Origin of the sequence: Brachyspira pulli (genome assembly GCF_036997785.1) — a bacterium.
GTDB lineage: Bacteria > Spirochaetota > Brachyspiria > Brachyspirales > Brachyspiraceae > Brachyspira > Brachyspira pulli.
The window spans coordinates 35,311-52,762 of sequence record NZ_JAWLQI010000018.1 but is presented as its reverse complement, the minus strand read 5'-3'; the positions used below and the strand labels follow the sequence as shown (position 1 = coordinate 52,762).

Below are 17,452 nucleotides of genomic sequence, written 5' to 3'. Positions count from 1 at the left end.
AAACTATATTTTTTAATGTTCTTGCAATTTTTTAATAATAGTATTATTATATACTGTATTATACAATAATCGGATAATAGTTAATGACTAACACAAATAAAAATAAATCTTTTGTTATTGCATACAGTTTTTGGTCTTATATATTAATTGCTATCGTATTATTTAACTATATCCTGTTCAGAAGTATAGTAGTCGATAATAATTCTTTCTTTTATTTAATAACTTTTATATTTGATTATATAGTGCTTATAACATTCTTTCTATTAGTATTTTACCAATTTTATAATGCTATATTTAATTCAAATATATTATTGTCTTTTATAGGAATATTATTTCTAATATTTGGAACTCTCAAATTATATGTTATGGAAATAAATATACATAATATAATTGAATTCTTATTCTTTGTAACAACATTAATATTAACTATAAAAATCTTATTTCCTATAATAAAATCAAAAGATACAATAGAATTAGAAAGAGGAGTATATGTATTTATATTATTATCATTATTAGCTTCAAATATAAATTACATTATAATATCAGCTAATAAATTAATAGATTCAGATATTTTTCATTATACATCAACATATATTTCTACTTATACAAGCAAATTATCATCATTTTCTTTTTTAATATTAATAATAGGTTATATATTAATATTCATAAAAGAAATAATTATGAAAAACATTAATAAATCATTTGTATTTGTAATACTTGGCATTGTATTATCAATATTAAGTATATTTTCTTTTGGAGCAAATTTTCTATTAATCATAATATCATTCTTTAATGCTTTAGGAATTGTAATGTATTTACCATTTACAATCTATATGGTAGTTATGATAATGTTCTTTATAACTTTGTTTTCATCATTTATTACATCAATGGTATCAAAAAACTATTATCCTAAATTAATAATATTCACATTATTGATATTAGCCGGTCTTGATATGAGTAATTTTTCATTAAGATTAATATCAATGTTTTCAATTTTAGAAATGTCAAATATACAAAACTATAAAAAAGAAGATATTTCATATTTGACAAATAATGACCTATGATATATTATTCTTTAAAATAATTATTTAATAAAAAATTAATAAACTATGAAAAAAGAAATATTAAAAGAAGAAGAAAATATAAGTATTGATAATATAGAAACTATTGCTTCATTTTTCAAAAGCATATTAAAAAACGGCGACATAGTAATTATGGAAGGAAATTTAGGATTCGGCAAAACAACATTTGTTAGAATCTTATCAAGATTATTAGAAAGTGAAGATATAGTAAGCAGTCCTTCTTTCACATTGATAAATGAATATGATATTATGCTTGACGAAAAAGAAAGTATATTAAGACATGTTGATTTATACAGACTAGACAGTAAAGAAGAGCTTGATGATATAGGATTTAAAGATAAAATCAGAGAAAATGGAATAACTCTTATAGAATGGGGAAACAAATTCAAAGACTATTTTGAACCTCCATACTATTTATTTGAAATAGAAATGAAAGAAGAAAACAGCAGATTATATAGGATAAGTTTAATTTCATGAAAAAATTTATATTACTATTTTTTATATTAATATTTATTTCCTGTTCAAAACCAATAGATAAAAACACTATAATATCATCAAAAACAAGTGTGTCTTCTGTTAATATAGTAATAGGAAATATTGTAGAATATGAAGTACGCATAGTATCAAAAAATAATATAGATTACAATTATGAAGATGTTTCATTTGATGAAAGAAACAGTAAATCAAGAATAGTATCCGTTGAAAATAAAACTAGAACCATAGGTGATTATAAAGAAAGAACAATAAAATACCAAATAGGTTTCTATGATGTAGGACAATTTGTTATATATCCATTTAAAATCTCTTACAATTATAATAATGAATATAAAGAGCTTTACGGAGAAGAAATAAATATATTGGTAAATTCATTCTCAGACGGAGAAACATTGCCTCCTATGAAAAGTACTATGGGAATACCAATGCCTCAATATGTATGGATATTTGCTGTATTAATAGCCTTTGCCATTATAGGATTAATAATATTGATATTCGCTATAGTAAAATATATAGAAAAGAAATTCAATGAAAGAGTAAATATAAAAGAAGATACTGAAGCATTAAATGCATTAAAAGTTATGGATTGTAATGCTTATTATAATGAAAATAAATATGCTGAATACTATTTTGAATTAACATTTATATTTAAAAGATATCTTACAAAAAGATTCAGATTTAATATAGAAGATATGACAACAACTGAAATAAATGAACTATTTAATGATAATAACTTCAATGAAAATGAATATATAATAAAAATGTTTGAAGAATCAGATTATGTAAAATTTGCAAAACAAGTACCTGAACTTAATAAAATGCAGGCAGATTATAACTTTTGTGTTGATTATATAATTAATAATGGAAACTTACAAACAGCATTAAAATTAGAAGAAAAAGAAAATAAAAAAATATACAAAGAAGAAAGAAAAAGATTAAAAAAAGAATTAAAAGAGCACAAAAAGAATCAGAAAAAAATCGGACAATTAGAAGAAAATAACAATTAAGAGTTTATATATATGAATGAATATGATATAAAAGATACTATTGTAGCATTATCAACACCCTACTCAAAAAGTGCATTAGCATTAATAAGAATGTCTGGAAGCAAAGCATTAGAAATAGCATCAAAAATATGTTTTTACGCTCATAATGAAAATAAAAATATTAAAAACTTTGAACATAGAAAGAGTTATTATACTTTAATAAAAGATGAAAATAACACTCCTATAGATGAACTTATAGTACTTACAACATTATCTCCGAATTCATTTACATCAGAAGACACTGTAGAATTTATTTCACATGGAAGCATTGTAGTAATAGATTCTTTAATTAACCTTCTAATAAGAAACGGGGCAAGAGCAGCTAATAAGGGAGAGTTCACATACAGAGCATATATAAATGGAAGAATTGGCATAAGCGAAGCAGAAGCTATACATGATTTAATAGATTCTAATAATAAACTTATGGCAGAAGCCAGCATATATAAAATGAGAGGAAGACTCACAAGGGAAATTGACAGATTAAGAGATAATATCAAAAATTCTCTAATGCTTGTTTATGGCGAATTAGATTTTCCTGAAGATGATACAGAAAGTTTCTCTTATGACAAATTAATAGAAAATTTCTTACAAATAAAAAAAGATATAGAAAATATATTATCAAATTCCAAAAGAGTAGAAAATCTTATTAATGGTATAAAAGTAGCTATACTTGGAAGGGTTAATGCTGGAAAAAGCAGTATATTCAATATGATATTAGACAGAGAAAGAGCAATAGTTTCAAATATAGCAGGCACTACAAGAGATTTTTTAAGCGAAAATATTTATATTGACAATATACCATTCTATTTAATGGATACTGCTGGATTTCACAAAGAAGCTGACAATGATATAGAACTTGAAGGAATTGAAAGGGCTAAAAAATGTGCTGATGAAGCTGATATTATACTTGCAGTTTTTGACAGCAGCGATAATGCCAATGAAGATGATATTAATTTAATAGAATTTCTAAACTCATTAAACAATAAAAATATAATATATATTCTAAATAAAAGCGACAGTGAAAAAAGATTTAATTACAATATAAAAAGTAATAATGTAATAGAAATAAGTGCAAAAACTAAAGCAGGTAAAGATACTTTGATACAGGCATTAAAAAACTATGTTGCCGATTCAGATATAGATATATTCAATAAAGAAAGCTATGTTAATAACAGAGAAAGAGGATATTTAGAAAGCGGACTTAAACAGATTGATGTATGTATAGAAAAATCAGAGCAGCAATATTCATTAGATGAAGTTGCAGAAGAAATGAATATATTAAATAATATACTTGGAAATGTAAGCGGCAAAATAGATGCTGAAGAAGTAATAAATGAGATATTCGCTAATTTCTGCATAGGCAAATAATAATAATATTCTAAATTTTATTTGATAAAACACAATAAAATATTATATTTAAAAAGACGATAAATATAATGATATATTATATTCATTTATAAACAAAAGGAGTTTAATTATAATTATGAAAAAATTGCTGATTACTATGGGAGTTTTTATATTTATTAATTTATCTCTTTTTGCAAAAAGCGGAATAGAAGCGATAATCAATGTTCCTATGGGATTATCTGTTGGTATGCCTATAGGAAAGATTGATAATATTTCACGAAAACCTGACTTAGGATTTGATATAGGAATTTCTGGTTTATTTGGATATATGATAGATTTAAAAAATGGTATGGGGGTTAGTATTTTAGGAGAAGCTGGTTACAGCTATGATACTTATGCCTATTCTATAGGTGAAAATAATTCAAAAACATCAATGAAATTCCATAACTTCCAAATAGGAATATTGCCTAAATTTAATATAGGAGATTTTGCAATAGGATTAGGTTTCGGTGTAAAAGTTCCTTTAGTTGGATATGAATATATAGAAACTAAATCAGAAGAAAATAAAAATCAATCTACAATAAATGTAACTAAATATGATATTGCCTATATAACAGCTGCATACAATTATATAAATGTAATACCTTATTTAAAATTAACATTCGATTATTCTATATTTAATACTCATAATATAGCAGCTAATGTTGGTTTATATGCAGGATACGAATTTGGAGTAAGAAAAAAAAGTGAAGATAATAAAATTACTTCAGTTGACAGTATAGATATGGGATTACAATTCGGCTTAAGATTTGCTCCTTCACAATTAGTAGCTATTGATGCAAAAGAAAAATAATAATTAAAAAACAATTATTAATTATAATGATTTTTTAAAGATAGTCTTTTTTTATATATCTCATACTCTTTTATGATTTCATTAATATCTAGTATATGAATATAATCTTCTTCATCTATACTAATAGCATTAATCTTTTTTAATTCATTTCTAACAGCATCTATTTTATTATAACCTATTATTGTCACTATATCATGTACTTTATAAAGAAGATCAATATTATTTACTTCTTTACTAAGAAATAAAATCTCAGTTCTTACTATATAATATATAGTAATCAAAATTTTCATAAAAAGATCATTACTATTAAGAGCCATAACTTTAAAAATATTGTTTCTTATTTTTGTACAAATTATTTTAAAATAATAAGGTCTTAAAGAATTCACATTAGCAACTATTGATATAAATTCCTCTTTACTTAACAACTTTATTTTTGAATCTTCTAATACTACTGTTGTAGTTGATAAAGGCTGATAAATAATATCCGGCATATATCCATCTACAAGATTATTACTTGAATAAATAGCCCTTGTAACTAATTGTGAATTTACAACATTATACACCCCTACTTTACCGGAATTAATAAGATAAAGATAGTTGCTTGCCATAATCTCTGTATATAAACAATATCCTTTTTTACAATAAAAAACATTATCATCAATTTCAACTGGATCCGGCAAATTGTATTCACTCATAGAATTTATTATATCTTTAATATTTTGAGAATTATCACTTCCAGGAAATAATTTTAAACATTGCTTATACATTTCATAGGCAATAGTAGGAAAACCATTATCAATATATATTTGAGCCATATTTAAAACATATTCTTCTTTAATATCATATTTTGTAATAGAATTATGATGCGAAAGATTAATATAATATTTACTAAGCCAAATTTCTAAAGAATTTTCCAAGTAATAATGTATTTTTTTAATTATATCTCTATTATATATCTTTATAATTTCATCTACATTTATCTCTAATGCCTCAACATCAGTTTCAGCTCTCATATTGAAAAAATAAGGCTCATTCAATGCAGAATTTACTAAGCCTAATATATCGCCTGTAGTATATTCCATCTTACTATCAAAATAAGTACCATAAGACACCGCTTTACCGCTGGTAATTATATAAAAAGAATTTTTAGGATAAGTGTCCTCTATAAAAATTAAAGAAGATTTTTTGAAAGAAACAATATTATTATAATTAATCATCATACCACCTCATGTTAATATGATGAATTACATGTTACATTATTAATTATATAAGTCAATATTATAATTACAATTTCTCAAAATAAAATCAAAAAATTTAAAAGTACAGTATAAATATCACTTTATACATCTCTATATAGAACAATATAACAATAAAAAGAACAAAAAATAGGAGCCTTATAAAAATATAAAGCCCCTATATATTATTTTTTAATATAAATTATATTCCAAATCTTTTCATGATTACATCAATATTTCTTAGATAGTAAGCATAATCAAAGCAATCATCAATTTCCTGAGAACTTAAATATTTTGTAATATCTTCATCTTTATGAACATTCTCTCTGAAGTCTTCATTGTTAAGCCATCTTTTCATTGCATTTCTTTGAACCCATCTGTAAGCATTATCTCTATCAATGCCTTTATTAACTAAGCTTATTAATATTCTTTGGCTAAAAATTAAACCGCCTGTCTTTTCAATATTAGCTTTCATAGCTTCTGGATAAATTAAAAGCTTATCTACTATATCAATGAATTTATTGATAGCATAATCAACTGCAATTGTAGAATCTGGAAGTATAACTCTTTCTACTGATGAATGGCTTATATCTCTTTCATGCCAAAGTGTAATATCTTCCATAGAAGCTAAAGCATTACCTCTTACTATTCTAGCTAAACCAGATATTCTTTCACAAGTTATAGGGTTTCTTTTATGAGGCATAGCTGATGAACCTTTCTGTTTTTCACTGAAATATTCTTCTGCTTCTCTTATATCAGTTCTTTGAAGGTTTCTAATCTCTGTAGCAAATTTTTCTAATGAACTAGCAACAATAGCTAAAGTTGTAAGATACTGTGCATGTCTGTCTCTTTGTATTATTTGGGTAGAAACTTTATCAGCTTCTATACCTAATTTCTTACAAACTATTTCTTCTATTCTAGGATCAATATTACTATAAGTACCAACAGCACCAGAAAGCTTACCAACAGAAACTTGTTTTTTAGCTTCCTCTACTCTTTTAATATTTCTTTCATTCTCATCATACCATAAAATGAATTTTAAACCTAATGTCATAGGTTCAGCATGTATACCATGAGTACGTCCTATACAAGGAGTATATTTATGTTCTTTAGCACGTCTTAATAATACTTCAGATAATCTTTTTAAATCGTCTAATATAATTTCAGCAGATTTTTTCATCATAACCGCTAATGCTGTATCTTTTACATCGCTTGAAGTTAAGCCTTTATGTATATATTGTCCGCCCTCGCCTACATTTTCCTGAACTGCTGTTACAAATGATATAATATCATGATTAGTTTCTTTTTCTATTTCTGCAATTCTCTCAACTGTGAAAGTAGCTTTTTCTTTAATATTCTTTACTGCCTCTGCTGGAATCTCTCCTATTTCAGCCATAGCCTCACAAGCAGCAATCTCAACATCAAGCATAACTTGAAATTCATTTTGTAAGCTCCAAAGTTCGCCCATTTCTTTTCTAGTGTATCTTTTTATCATAATTTATTATCCTTAAATGATATAATTTATTGCGTTATATTATAGATAAAATTATAATTTATTTCAATTATATAATATTTTTTTTGATAAATACCATTTTATATGACAATAAATTACAATAAATTTAATTTTTCATTTATCATATACCAATTATAACTGTTTATATAATACACTTGTAATTTATTTTAAAACACATACAATTATTGTGCTTATAAATTATATTATTTTTAGGAAGAATAAAAAAATTGGAGTAATGTTAAAATGAAAATCTATGATTTAAGAACCGACACCATAACCAAACCAGATGAAGCAATGCGTAAAGCTATATACGAAGCTGAATGCGGCGATGACGTTTATATGGAAGACCCTACAGTAAATAAGCTTCAAGAAATGGCTGCAGAAATTACAGGAAAAGAAAAAGCTATATTTGTTTCAAGCGGTACTATGGGTAATTTAATACCTATGTTAATAAAAGGAACAAGAAGCAAACAAATGCTTTTAGAAGAAGAATCACATATTATGCATTATGAATTGGGAGGAGCTTCTTCTCTTGCTGGAATTATGACTATAACAACAAAAGCAGACAGAGGAATATTAACAAAAAGTATAGTAGAGAAATATTTTGCAGGTCATCAGCCATATTTCGTTTCACCTATAAATATGGTAGAGGTAGAAAACAGTCATAACAGACATGGAGGTTCTGTTTATCCTATAGAAGTACTTAGAGAATTATATCAATTTACACAATCTAAAAATGTTCATCTTCATATGGACGGAGCTAGAGTATTCAATGCATCTATTGCTACAAAAGTACCTGTAAAAGAAATAGCATCAAATACAGATTCTATTACATTCTGTTTATCTAAAGGTCTTGGTGCACCAATGGGAGCTATGATTTGCGGAGAAGAAGAGTTTATAGAAGAAGCATTCATTATGAGAAAATTAATAGGCGGCGGTATGAGACAAATCGGATTGATGGCTGCTGCTGGTATATATGCATTACAGCACAATATAGAAGCATTGGAAGAAGATCATATAAAAGCTAAAAAAATTGCAAAAACTATCGTAGAAGCTGGAATTGGTACTCTCGATTTTGAACATGTAGAAACTAATATAGTTATAGCAGATACTGAAAAAACTTCAGAATATATAATTGAAAAATTAGAAGAACTTGGTGTAAGAGCTAGTTCATTCGGAGAATATAAAGTAAGATTCGTTACTCATAGAGATATAAGCTTAAAAGAAGTAGATGAAGCTTGCGAATTAATCAAAAAAGTTAAACTATAATAATATAAATATTCATTAATAAAAAAGGAGCGGCTATATAAAATAACTGCTCCTTTTATTTTTAATGTTTATTAAGAATTAAGTTTGAAATACTCAAGTTCAGAATATAAATTATTAGTACCAGCTACAACTTCTTTTCCAAGTATGGAACTTTCATTAACAAGTTCAGCATTTTCTTGAGTGATGCTATTTAATTCATTCATAGCTATATTAATTTGCTTAACGCTTTCTTCTTCTTCTGAAGCAGCTTCATATATTTTTATAAGTATATCAGAAACATCTTTAGCAGACTTTTCTATCTCCAAAAGTATATCCAAAGAACGTTTAACAGACTCATCTCCTACCTGTATCTTAGCAACAGTTGTTTCTATAATATCTGTAATATTTCCTGCTGCCTCATTAACATTCTGTGCCAAAGCTCTAATTTCGGAAGCAACAACAGCAAATCCCCTTCCCTGCTCTCCGGCACGTGCTGCCTCAACAGCTGCATTAAGTGCCAATATGTTAGTTTGAAATGCTATAGACTGTATCAATTTTGTAATATTAGATATTTCCTTACTTGATTCAGATATCTCTATCATATTATTAGATATTTCACCAACAGCAGATACACCATGCTGACTTGATTCTGTAACTTTAGAACTCATATTCTTAGCTTCATAAGAATTCTTTGATGTATTAGATATTGCTGATAGTAAATTTTCTATAGAACCTGTAATTTCTTCAACAGCTGCTGCCTGAGATGATGTTCTATCTGATAAATCATCTATACCGCCTGATATTTTCTCAGAAGAATTATTAATTACAGATATATTACTTTTTAATTCAGCAACTATATTATGCATTATAAGCTGCATATCATTAATAGAATTGGATAATACACCAGCTACATCTTTTCTATTTAAATCATTTTCATCAAATTTACTGTCAAATCTTCCATCTTGTATCAATTTCATTATATCAATAGCATGATATAAATTCTTAGATAAAGGTATAACTATTCTTGCTACTAATAAACATTCCAATACTATAAGAAGTACAATACATAAGAATAAATACATCATTAAAAATGTAAATTGAGAATAGAAAGGCTTAGCACTTCCTTTAAATACCAATAACCAAGGAGCATTATCAGTTTTTTGAATAGAATACCATTCATCACCAACTATATCTAAATCTCCAATATGAGATGATAAATTATTTTTGAAATCAGCGAATATTTCATAAGTAAATAAATTATTTTTTTCATTTAAGATGTAATCCTCATTATCATGAGTCATAAAAATACCATCTTCAGAAACAATGTAAACTTCTTCTTTGAAATTTTTCTTTAAACTTTCAGCTATACTATTAATATTGGCAAAATCTATTGCACAAACACCTTTTAAAGCTCCATTAGTATAAACTGATTTACCAAATGTTACTGTAAGTTTCTTAACAGCGAAATCAATATATGGAGCACTAATCATTATGCCATTGGTAGCTACAGAGTCTTTATACCAATCTCTGGAGGTTTGGTCATAAGTTAATGGATAAACTTCTAAAGTGTTCATAAAAACACCGCCTTGCGGATAAGGAAGGCTTCCTCCAAAATAAACATTTAAATATCCGGAATTTAGCTTTTGTACATTGGTTAAAAAATTACCGAATTCTACCCAACTAGGATTGGATTCCAGATAAGCTCCCATGACATATATTGTATTTTTGAGTTCCTCGACATACCCTTCTGTTCTTGTTTTAGCTTCTAATGTTTTAAGATATCTTTCATTTAAAAACCTATCCCTATATATAGGTCTGTAAACAAAAGATATTACAATAAAAAGTATCATTAGAAGTATTATAAAAGGCGCCAAGAATTTGATCATTAACATGTTTTTCATAGTAAAACCCCATATATAAAATTAAAATAAAAGAACTTATATTTTAAATAATAAACATTATAAAAATAAAGTCAAAAATAATTATAATTTTTTTTATAAAAATCTATAAAAAGTTATATATTGGTATATTTACATACTAATTTGTGCTATTATTCTGATATTTTCACCATAAGACCATATATTATTGTTATCATAATACTCTATAAATGTAGATTTCGGCACAATAAACGTTTTAAGACTAAACAGACCAAAAGAAAATAAATTAGAAATACTTGGCAAACTACCCTCTAAAATATTGGCTCTCAAACTTTCATTTTTATTAGATACAGAATAATTACTGTATACACATTCTATAATATTTAATTTTGAAGATTCTACAAACATCTTCAAATTTGACATGTTAAAATTAACGATATGTTCTGTAGATAAATATCTAATTAACATTTCATGACTGCATTGATCAATCATAGGAGAATTCGGAACTTCTATATATATGTATCCATTTTCATTGAGCATACCTTTTATTTTTAATAAAACATTTTTTGCATCTTTAAAATGCTCAATAACATGCGAAAGAATTATAATATCATATTTATTTTTACTTTCTAAGAAGTTAGGATTCAAATCAATATCATATTTATTTTTAGCATAAGCTCTGGCATTATCATTAAGCTCATATCCATAAACATCACAATTATTTTTCTTGAATATGCTTAATAATAAACCGTCAAAAGCACCTATTTCACATACTTTTTTATTTTTACAGTCTATATGCTTATTAATAAAATTAAATTGAGATAGGCTTCTAGCATAACGCATTTTGCTTTTAGCCATCTCAAATAATTTATTTTTTATATTATTATGATATTCATTTTTATATAAAAGGTATATTTCTTCATCTGTAGGCAATTCTATAAAGTATAATTTACAGTTATTACATTGATAAACTTTTTTATCATTTTGCCATACATTCTTTATGATGCCAACTTCAGTATAATTTTCGCTTCCGCAAACCTCACATTGCATATATAACTCAATTATTCAAAAGAAAGCTCTATTCCGCATTTAGGACATTTAGTCATACCCTCTGTAATGCTTGATCCGCAGTTAGGACATTCATATACTTCTATTTCTTCAACAACTTCTTCTGAAGTAGTTTCATAATCATCTTCACCTTCAACTATTTCAACAACATCTTTCATTACAAGCATCAAATTATCAACTGTATCTTTATCAAGGTTAGTTTTTTCCATAATTTCTTCAGATGATAAATTGTATAATTCTTCGATAGAATTAATATTATTTTCAATAAGAGTTTTAATGATAGATTCTTCAACGCCCTGTAAAGAATAAAGGTTGCTTTCAAATACTTCTGCCACTTCAGTTTGTTCAGCAGTATCTTCAGCTTCTTCTGCTGTATCAGAGAATATTTGATTCAATGGAACTATATCTTTCAACAATTCTGGATTTTCTTTAATATCTGTTTCTGTTTTAATATCAAAATAATATCCTGTAAGCTGTGAAGCAAGTTTAACATTGTAACCGCTCTTACCAAGTGCTAAAGAAAGCTGCTCATCTGGTATTATTATCATAGCTTCTTTCTTTTCCGGATCTGTAATAATAATTCTTATAGGTTTAGCAGGTGTTATAGCCTCAGCAATATATTCCCTAATATCTTTAGACCATTTTACAACGTCTATTTTCTCACCTTCAATTTCTTTTATTATTGATTGTATACGTATACCTTTTTGTCCTATACATGCTCCTATAGGGTCAACTTCAGGTTTATTTGATACAACAGCTACTTTGATTTTTAAGCCCGGCTGTCTTACAACATTTTTTATTTCTATTGTACCGTCAGCTATTTCTGGTATCTCTAATTCAAAAAGTTTCTTTATAAAATCAGCTTTTGTTCTAGTTAATAATATTTTAGTTGGAAGTTCTTTTCCTTTATCATCTTTTCCGCCCTGAACTTTATATATATAAGCTCTTATTCTGTCACCAACTGCATAATGTTCTCTAGGAGATTGGTCTTTTTTCTGTAATTCACCTTCTGTTTTACCTAAATTCACATAAATAGTACCTTTATGTTCTCTTTGGAAGTATCCATTTACTAACTGATTTTCTCTTCTTTTAAATTCATTATATATAAGATTTTTTTCAAGGTCTGATATTTTTTGGAAGAATGTAGTTTTAGCTACCATACTTTCTATTCTTCCGAAAGCCTCTACTTGATCTACAAGTATCAAAACTTCATCGCCCAAATTGATATCCTGATCCAATTTTTTAGCTTCTACTAGAGATATTTCTTTATTTTTATCTCTAACTTCTTCTACAACGTTAGCTCCCTTATATACAGTAGGATTATTTTTATTATCAAAATGAATATGAAAATTTATATCATTGCCATATTTCTTTTTTAAAGCCAAAACCATAGTAGATTCTATAACTTCTTTCAAAAGATCTACACTAATATCCTTTTCATCAGAAAGCTGCTGTAAATAAGTTCCAACGTTTTCAAACATTTTAATTCTCCATTTTTTATTTTGTATATATAATAAATATTAACAATTTAATCTTGCTTTTATGATATCATTTTTTAATATTTTGATATTTTTTTCATTAGTGATATTTTCTTCATCAATAACACTAATTACAATATAATCATCTTTAGCTTCTTTTAATACGGCATAAGTAGTAACAAAATCTTCACCGTTTCTATATTTTATTTTTATAGGCATATCTTCAAATAATTCATATCTGCTGTCAAATTTCCATCTAAAACCAGCACTTGATACAGTGATAGTATAATCTCCTTCATCATAACCATTGGATTTTATACATTCCTGAATTATTCTTGTAGTTTCTATACAATGAGTATGTGAAACACTTTCTTTCTTTTTAAAGATAACGCCATATACTTTTTTATTGTCTGAAATATTTCTTACCTTCAAATCCAATAAATATATGCCTTTATTTTCCAATACATCTTTTATACCATCAAATAACAAGTTTTCATCAATAATATTATCATCTGTCTTTTTATTTAATTTTTCTTTTTTTGGAAATTTCTTTTTTTTAGGCTCTCTGCCGTATTCTTTTTGTTTTTGAGGTTTTATTTTATTATTCTTATTACTCATATAAAAACTGTTATTATTTAATGTATTTTCCTCTATATAAAAAAAGAGTGTCGGTCTCTCTCAAATGAAAGAAAACCAACGCCCTTCATTACAAATATTTTCGGAAGTATAATTATTGTACAGTACTAAGGAAATTTGTCAAGTACTTTAATAAATTTATTATTATGTTAATGTGATTTTCTTGACTTTTATTATTTTCTATATTATCCTTTGAAAGTAAATAGATATTTTAGGGAAATTGTGTATAGATTAGAGATATGCTGTTTTATATATTAACGATTATATTTTTTTTGTATGTTGTATCAATAGCAATAAAAATGCTGCTTGAAAATAGGCCGCCTTATTCTTTTATTGCTTGGCTTACGGTTCTAGTATTCTTGCCTTATGTAGGAGTAATATTTTATATATTTTTAGGAATGGATTGGAAAAAATCTAAAAGAAAAATATCAGCAAAACTTCCTGAAGATATGATAAAAAAACATTTCTCATCGCTTTTAAAAACCCAAATTAAAATCCTTGATGATATGAAAGGTAATTATGAAAAGAATATTAATTTAGTAAAACTTGCAATCAGAAGCGGTTATTCTTTAATTACTGTACAAAATGAAGTTTCTATATTTGATGACGGCGAAGAACTTTTTAATGCTATGATACAAGATTTAAAATTAGCAGAAAAAACAATACATATGGAATATTTTATATGGAGAAGTGATAAATTAGGTGAAAGAATAAAAGATGTACTCATAAAAAAAGCTGATCAGGGAGTAGAAATAAGATTAATATTTGACGGAGTTGGTTCTTTAAAAAGAATAAGCCACAAATACAAAAAAGAATTAAAAGCACATGGAATAAAATTCTTATATTATCATGATCCTTTCTCTATATTATGGACTAGATTCGTTAATTATAGAAATCACAGAAAAATAGTAGTAGTTGATGGGGTGGTTTCATATATGGGAGGAATGAATTTAGGACAGGAATATATAGACGGAGGAAAACGTTTTGAATCTTGGAAAGATGTTCATATGAGAATAGTTGGTGATTCCTGCAATCTTATACAGAATGTATTTGTATGTGATTGGTATAATGCAGGAGGCAGAGATTTAGACGTATTTGATGCAAAAGAAAACAAACATAAACATTCAAGAAAAATAAAATTTGCCAATAAAGATTTAAATGAGGAAAAACTTTCTATAATAAGGAAAGATTTATTTCCTTTGGCAACAACTGATAAATTCCTTCCAGTTCAAATAATAACTTCAGGCCCAGATTCAAATTGGGACAGCATACAAAAAGTATATTCTAAAATGATAGAAGAAGCAAAAGAAACTATTTATATAGAAAGTCCTTATTTTGTTCCAGATGATGCTTTTTTAATTGCATTAGAGAATGCTGCTTTATCTGAAGTTAATGTTAATTTAATGATTACAGGAAAACCTGATAAATTAGTAGCTTGGTGGGTTGCTCAAACTTATTTTGAAACTTTGCTCAAAGCCGGAGTTAATATATATTTATACGAAAAAGGATTCCTACATAGTAAATTCTGCGTTATGGACGGAAGAATAGTATCTTGCGGTACCTGTAATATGGATATAAGAAGCTTTTATTTACATTATGAGATGAATGCGGTTATATATGATGCAGATACAGCTAAAAAATTTGAGGATATGTTCAAAAAAGATATGATGAACTCCCATAAAATAACATTAGAAGAATATTCTAAACAGCCTGCACTTGTAAGACTTAGAAACTCAGCTTGCAGAATAATAGCACCAGTCCTTTAATCATTATTTAAATAAAATTTTTAGGTAAAAATTATGAGAAATATAAAAATATCTGAATTAGATAATCAAAGCCTCTTTGATTTAGGACTTTCCAAAGAGAGTCTGACTTTATTTGTAGATGATATAGGTATACCAAAAGAAAATATACCAACTCTTAATGAAATATTAAGAACTAGAAACGACTTTTTCTTAAATATATCATCTGACAGAAATGAATCTTATAAAAATAATGTAATGGGAAATGATTTATTAATGGTTTTGCCTGATATTCAAAATCTAATATATCATGCCTCATTAAAGAAACCTTTAAAAAGCGTAAATATATTTGCAAGACTAATAAATTTAAAAAGTCTTCATTTATACGGTGATTTATTGAAAGATATGGAATTAAAACCTCTTGATAATATAGAAAATTTAGAGAGCGTATATATAGAAAACGGATTAACATTAAGGCAAGATGTTTATTTAGCAGCAAGACCAACTATAAAGGAAATAGGTGCCGGTACATTCAGAATGGAATCATTTGACAAGAATCCTAATTTGAAAAAAATTGCTATTCTTTCCGGCGTATCGCATGAAGAAGAAATGCCTAAAAAACTTCCTTGTATAGAGGAATTATATTTAGAAAAAGGTAAAAATATAAAATCTTTTAACTTTTTATCCAATATGAAAACTCTTAAATCATTAGAGCTTAATAATATACCAGCAATGACAGAATTGCCTAACTTTGATAATTTAGAAGAATTAGAAAAAGTAAGACTCACCAATTTAAGAAACCTCGAAAATATGGATTCAATATTAAATCACCCTAGAATAAGAAGATTGATATTAGAAAATATAAAATGCTTTAATATTGATATGCTTTCAAAAGAAACTGCTCCTCGATTGAAATATGTTACAGTAATAACTGATGATAAAATATGGGATAAGAAAATAAAAACATTATTAGAAGAGAGGGGATATAAAGAGGCAATAGTAACTTCAAATGATAATTAATGCCATTGAATTTGATGTACAAAAAGATAAATATAAAAATTTAGAAATAATAAATAATTTTGTACATGAAATAAATAATAAATACAAATCCGATTTAATAATATTGCCTGAATTATCATCTAATGGATATTTATTTGAAGATAGAGAAGAAGTTAAAAGAATCTCTGAAAATATAGAAGATGGTATATTTATAAATAATTTAGTAAAAATATCAAAAGACAATGACACTTCTATAATTGCAGGTTTTCCTGAAAAGTATGAAGATAAAATTTATAATTCAGCCATAATAATAGAAAAAGGAAATATTAAAGGCATATACAGAAAAATACATTTATCAGATTTTGAAAAAAATTTCTTTGACTCTGGAGATATAAATAACGCTGATTTAATTTTTAATATAAATGGTTTTAATATATCAGTACAAATATGCTTTGATTTATGGTTTACTGAGATATCAAGAAAACAAATACTAAATGGAAGTAATTTAATATGTGTGCTTGGTAATTTTGGTTCATCTACAACATTTGAAATAGCAAGAATCAGAGCAATAGAAAATCTAACTCCTATTGTATTATGCAATCGTATAGGAGTAGAAAAAAATTCTATTATGGAAGCTGATTTTATAGGAAAAAGTTTTATATGTGATGAAAAAGGAAATTTTTTAAGCGATATAGAAAATGATAATAAAATAAACAAATATATAAGTGCAGATTTAGAAATAAAAACAAAAAGACAAAATATAATATGTTCTGATTTTATGAAAGAAATAAAAAGGCATTATACAATTTAAATAATGAGCCTGATTTACATAA

Annotated in this window: 15 protein-coding genes; 9 read left to right on the top strand and 6 right to left on the bottom strand. The window is 26.2% G+C overall.

Going from position 1 to position 17,452, the window contains the following annotated elements:
• The first annotated feature begins 83 nt into the window (after positions 1-83).
• The 5 genes from R4K56_RS05885 (at position 84) to R4K56_RS05865 (ending at position 4,823) form a co-directional block, all read left to right on the top strand.
• A complete protein-coding gene (locus R4K56_RS05885) occupies positions 84-1,064 on the top strand; it encodes a WESB_1763 family membrane protein (protein WP_335760973.1) in 981 nt (326 codons plus the stop codon).
• 45 nt (positions 1,065-1,109) lie between these two features.
• Positions 1,110-1,559 (top strand): tRNA (adenosine(37)-N6)-threonylcarbamoyltransferase complex ATPase subunit type 1 TsaE, encoded by a 450-nt coding sequence (tsaE, locus tag R4K56_RS05880; protein ID WP_335756593.1) that lies wholly within the window; start codon positions 1,110-1,112, stop codon positions 1,557-1,559.
• The gene (locus R4K56_RS05875; protein WP_335760972.1) at positions 1,556-2,584 is read left to right on the top strand and encodes a hypothetical protein; all 1,029 of its coding nucleotides are present in this window, start codon (positions 1,556-1,558) and stop codon (positions 2,582-2,584) included. The genes tsaE and R4K56_RS05875 overlap by 4 nt, the downstream gene beginning before the upstream one ends.
• A gap of 12 nt (positions 2,585-2,596) precedes the next feature.
• Positions 2,597-3,991, top strand: coding sequence for a tRNA uridine-5-carboxymethylaminomethyl(34) synthesis GTPase MnmE (gene mnmE / locus R4K56_RS05870; protein ID WP_335772118.1), 1,395 nt, complete (start codon positions 2,597-2,599; stop codon positions 3,989-3,991).
• 115 nt (positions 3,992-4,106) lie between these two features.
• Positions 4,107-4,823, top strand: coding sequence for a hypothetical protein (locus R4K56_RS05865; RefSeq protein WP_335772119.1), 717 nt, complete (start codon positions 4,107-4,109; stop codon positions 4,821-4,823).
• Positions 4,824-4,840: 17 nt separating this feature from the next.
• Here R4K56_RS05865 and R4K56_RS05860 read toward each other — a convergent pair whose 3' ends face one another.
• Both R4K56_RS05860 and purB read right to left on the bottom strand, forming a co-directional pair.
• Entirely contained in the window at positions 4,841-6,043 is a 1,203-nt protein-coding gene (locus tag R4K56_RS05860; RefSeq protein ID WP_335772120.1) for a cyclic nucleotide-binding domain-containing protein, read from the bottom strand.
• Between the two features lie 217 nt (positions 6,044-6,260).
• On the bottom strand, positions 6,261-7,553 hold the full coding sequence (gene purB / locus R4K56_RS05855; protein ID WP_297297414.1) for an adenylosuccinate lyase: 1,293 nt from the start codon (positions 7,551-7,553) through the stop codon (positions 6,261-6,263).
• Positions 7,554-7,814: 261 nt separating this feature from the next.
• Between purB and R4K56_RS05850 the strand changes: the two genes are divergently transcribed.
• Positions 7,815-8,840 (top strand): threonine aldolase family protein, encoded by a 1,026-nt coding sequence (locus tag R4K56_RS05850; protein WP_335769642.1) that lies wholly within the window; start codon positions 7,815-7,817, stop codon positions 8,838-8,840.
• 71 nt (positions 8,841-8,911) lie between these two features.
• Here R4K56_RS05850 and R4K56_RS05845 read toward each other — a convergent pair whose 3' ends face one another.
• The 4 genes from R4K56_RS05845 to R4K56_RS05830 form a co-directional block, all read right to left on the bottom strand.
• Positions 8,912-10,720, bottom strand: coding sequence for a methyl-accepting chemotaxis protein (locus tag R4K56_RS05845; protein WP_335772121.1), 1,809 nt, complete (start codon positions 10,718-10,720; stop codon positions 8,912-8,914).
• A gap of 129 nt (positions 10,721-10,849) precedes the next feature.
• Positions 10,850-11,746: a class I SAM-dependent methyltransferase gene (locus R4K56_RS05840; RefSeq protein WP_335772122.1), complete on the bottom strand. Its 897-nt coding sequence runs from the start codon at positions 11,744-11,746 to the stop codon at positions 10,850-10,852.
• 11 nt (positions 11,747-11,757) lie between these two features.
• Entirely contained in the window at positions 11,758-13,245 is a 1,488-nt protein-coding gene (gene nusA / locus R4K56_RS05835; protein ID WP_335772123.1) for a transcription termination factor NusA, read from the bottom strand.
• Between the two features lie 39 nt (positions 13,246-13,284).
• Positions 13,285-13,860, bottom strand: a complete 576-nt coding sequence (locus R4K56_RS05830) for an LSm family protein (RefSeq protein WP_335772124.1) — start codon at positions 13,858-13,860, stop codon at positions 13,285-13,287.
• Positions 13,861-14,117: 257 nt separating this feature from the next.
• Here R4K56_RS05830 and R4K56_RS05825 point away from each other — a divergent pair, with 257 nt between their 5' ends.
• Genes R4K56_RS05825 through R4K56_RS05815 form a run of 3 tightly spaced genes read left to right on the top strand, consistent with a single transcriptional unit; the run spans position 14,118 to position 17,430 of the window.
• Entirely contained in the window at positions 14,118-15,644 is a 1,527-nt protein-coding gene (locus tag R4K56_RS05825) for a phospholipase D-like domain-containing protein (RefSeq protein WP_335756605.1), read from the top strand.
• A gap of 33 nt (positions 15,645-15,677) precedes the next feature.
• Entirely contained in the window at positions 15,678-16,640 is a 963-nt protein-coding gene (locus R4K56_RS05820; RefSeq protein ID WP_335772125.1) for a hypothetical protein, read from the top strand.
• Positions 16,630-17,430 carry a carbon-nitrogen hydrolase family protein gene (locus tag R4K56_RS05815; protein WP_335772126.1) on the top strand — a complete coding sequence of 267 codons (801 nt, stop codon included), beginning with the start codon at positions 16,630-16,632 and terminating at the stop codon, positions 17,428-17,430. The genes R4K56_RS05820 and R4K56_RS05815 overlap by 11 nt, the downstream gene beginning before the upstream one ends.
• Positions 17,431-17,452: the final 22 nt, after the last annotated feature.

Excerpts from the sequence above, each read along its gene's own strand:
- R4K56_RS05885 (WP_335760973.1), top strand. The coding sequence starts at position 84 with ATGACTAACACAAATAAAAATAAATCTTTTGTTATTGCATACAGTTTT.
- tsaE (WP_335756593.1), top strand. The coding sequence starts at position 1,110 with ATGAAAAAAGAAATATTAAAAGAAGAAGAAAATATAAGTATTGATAAT.
- R4K56_RS05875 (WP_335760972.1), top strand. The coding sequence starts at position 1,556 with ATGAAAAAATTTATATTACTATTTTTTATATTAATATTTATTTCCTGT.
- mnmE (WP_335772118.1), top strand. The coding sequence starts at position 2,597 with ATGAATGAATATGATATAAAAGATACTATTGTAGCATTATCAACACCC.
- R4K56_RS05865 (WP_335772119.1), top strand. The coding sequence starts at position 4,107 with ATGAAAAAATTGCTGATTACTATGGGAGTTTTTATATTTATTAATTTA.
- R4K56_RS05860 (WP_335772120.1), bottom strand. The coding sequence starts at position 6,043 with ATGATGATTAATTATAATAATATTGTTTCTTTCAAAAAATCTTCTTTA.
- purB (WP_297297414.1), bottom strand. The coding sequence starts at position 7,553 with ATGATAAAAAGATACACTAGAAAAGAAATGGGCGAACTTTGGAGCTTA.
- R4K56_RS05850 (WP_335769642.1), top strand. The coding sequence starts at position 7,815 with ATGAAAATCTATGATTTAAGAACCGACACCATAACCAAACCAGATGAA.
- R4K56_RS05845 (WP_335772121.1), bottom strand. The coding sequence starts at position 10,720 with ATGAAAAACATGTTAATGATCAAATTCTTGGCGCCTTTTATAATACTT.
- R4K56_RS05840 (WP_335772122.1), bottom strand. The coding sequence starts at position 11,746 with ATGCAATGTGAGGTTTGCGGAAGCGAAAATTATACTGAAGTTGGCATC.
- nusA (WP_335772123.1), bottom strand. The coding sequence starts at position 13,245 with ATGTTTGAAAACGTTGGAACTTATTTACAGCAGCTTTCTGATGAAAAG.
- R4K56_RS05830 (WP_335772124.1), bottom strand. The coding sequence starts at position 13,860 with ATGAGTAATAAGAATAATAAAATAAAACCTCAAAAACAAAAAGAATAC.
- R4K56_RS05825 (WP_335756605.1), top strand. The coding sequence starts at position 14,118 with ATGCTGTTTTATATATTAACGATTATATTTTTTTTGTATGTTGTATCA.
- R4K56_RS05820 (WP_335772125.1), top strand. The coding sequence starts at position 15,678 with ATGAGAAATATAAAAATATCTGAATTAGATAATCAAAGCCTCTTTGAT.
- R4K56_RS05815 (WP_335772126.1), top strand. The coding sequence starts at position 16,630 with ATGATAATTAATGCCATTGAATTTGATGTACAAAAAGATAAATATAAA.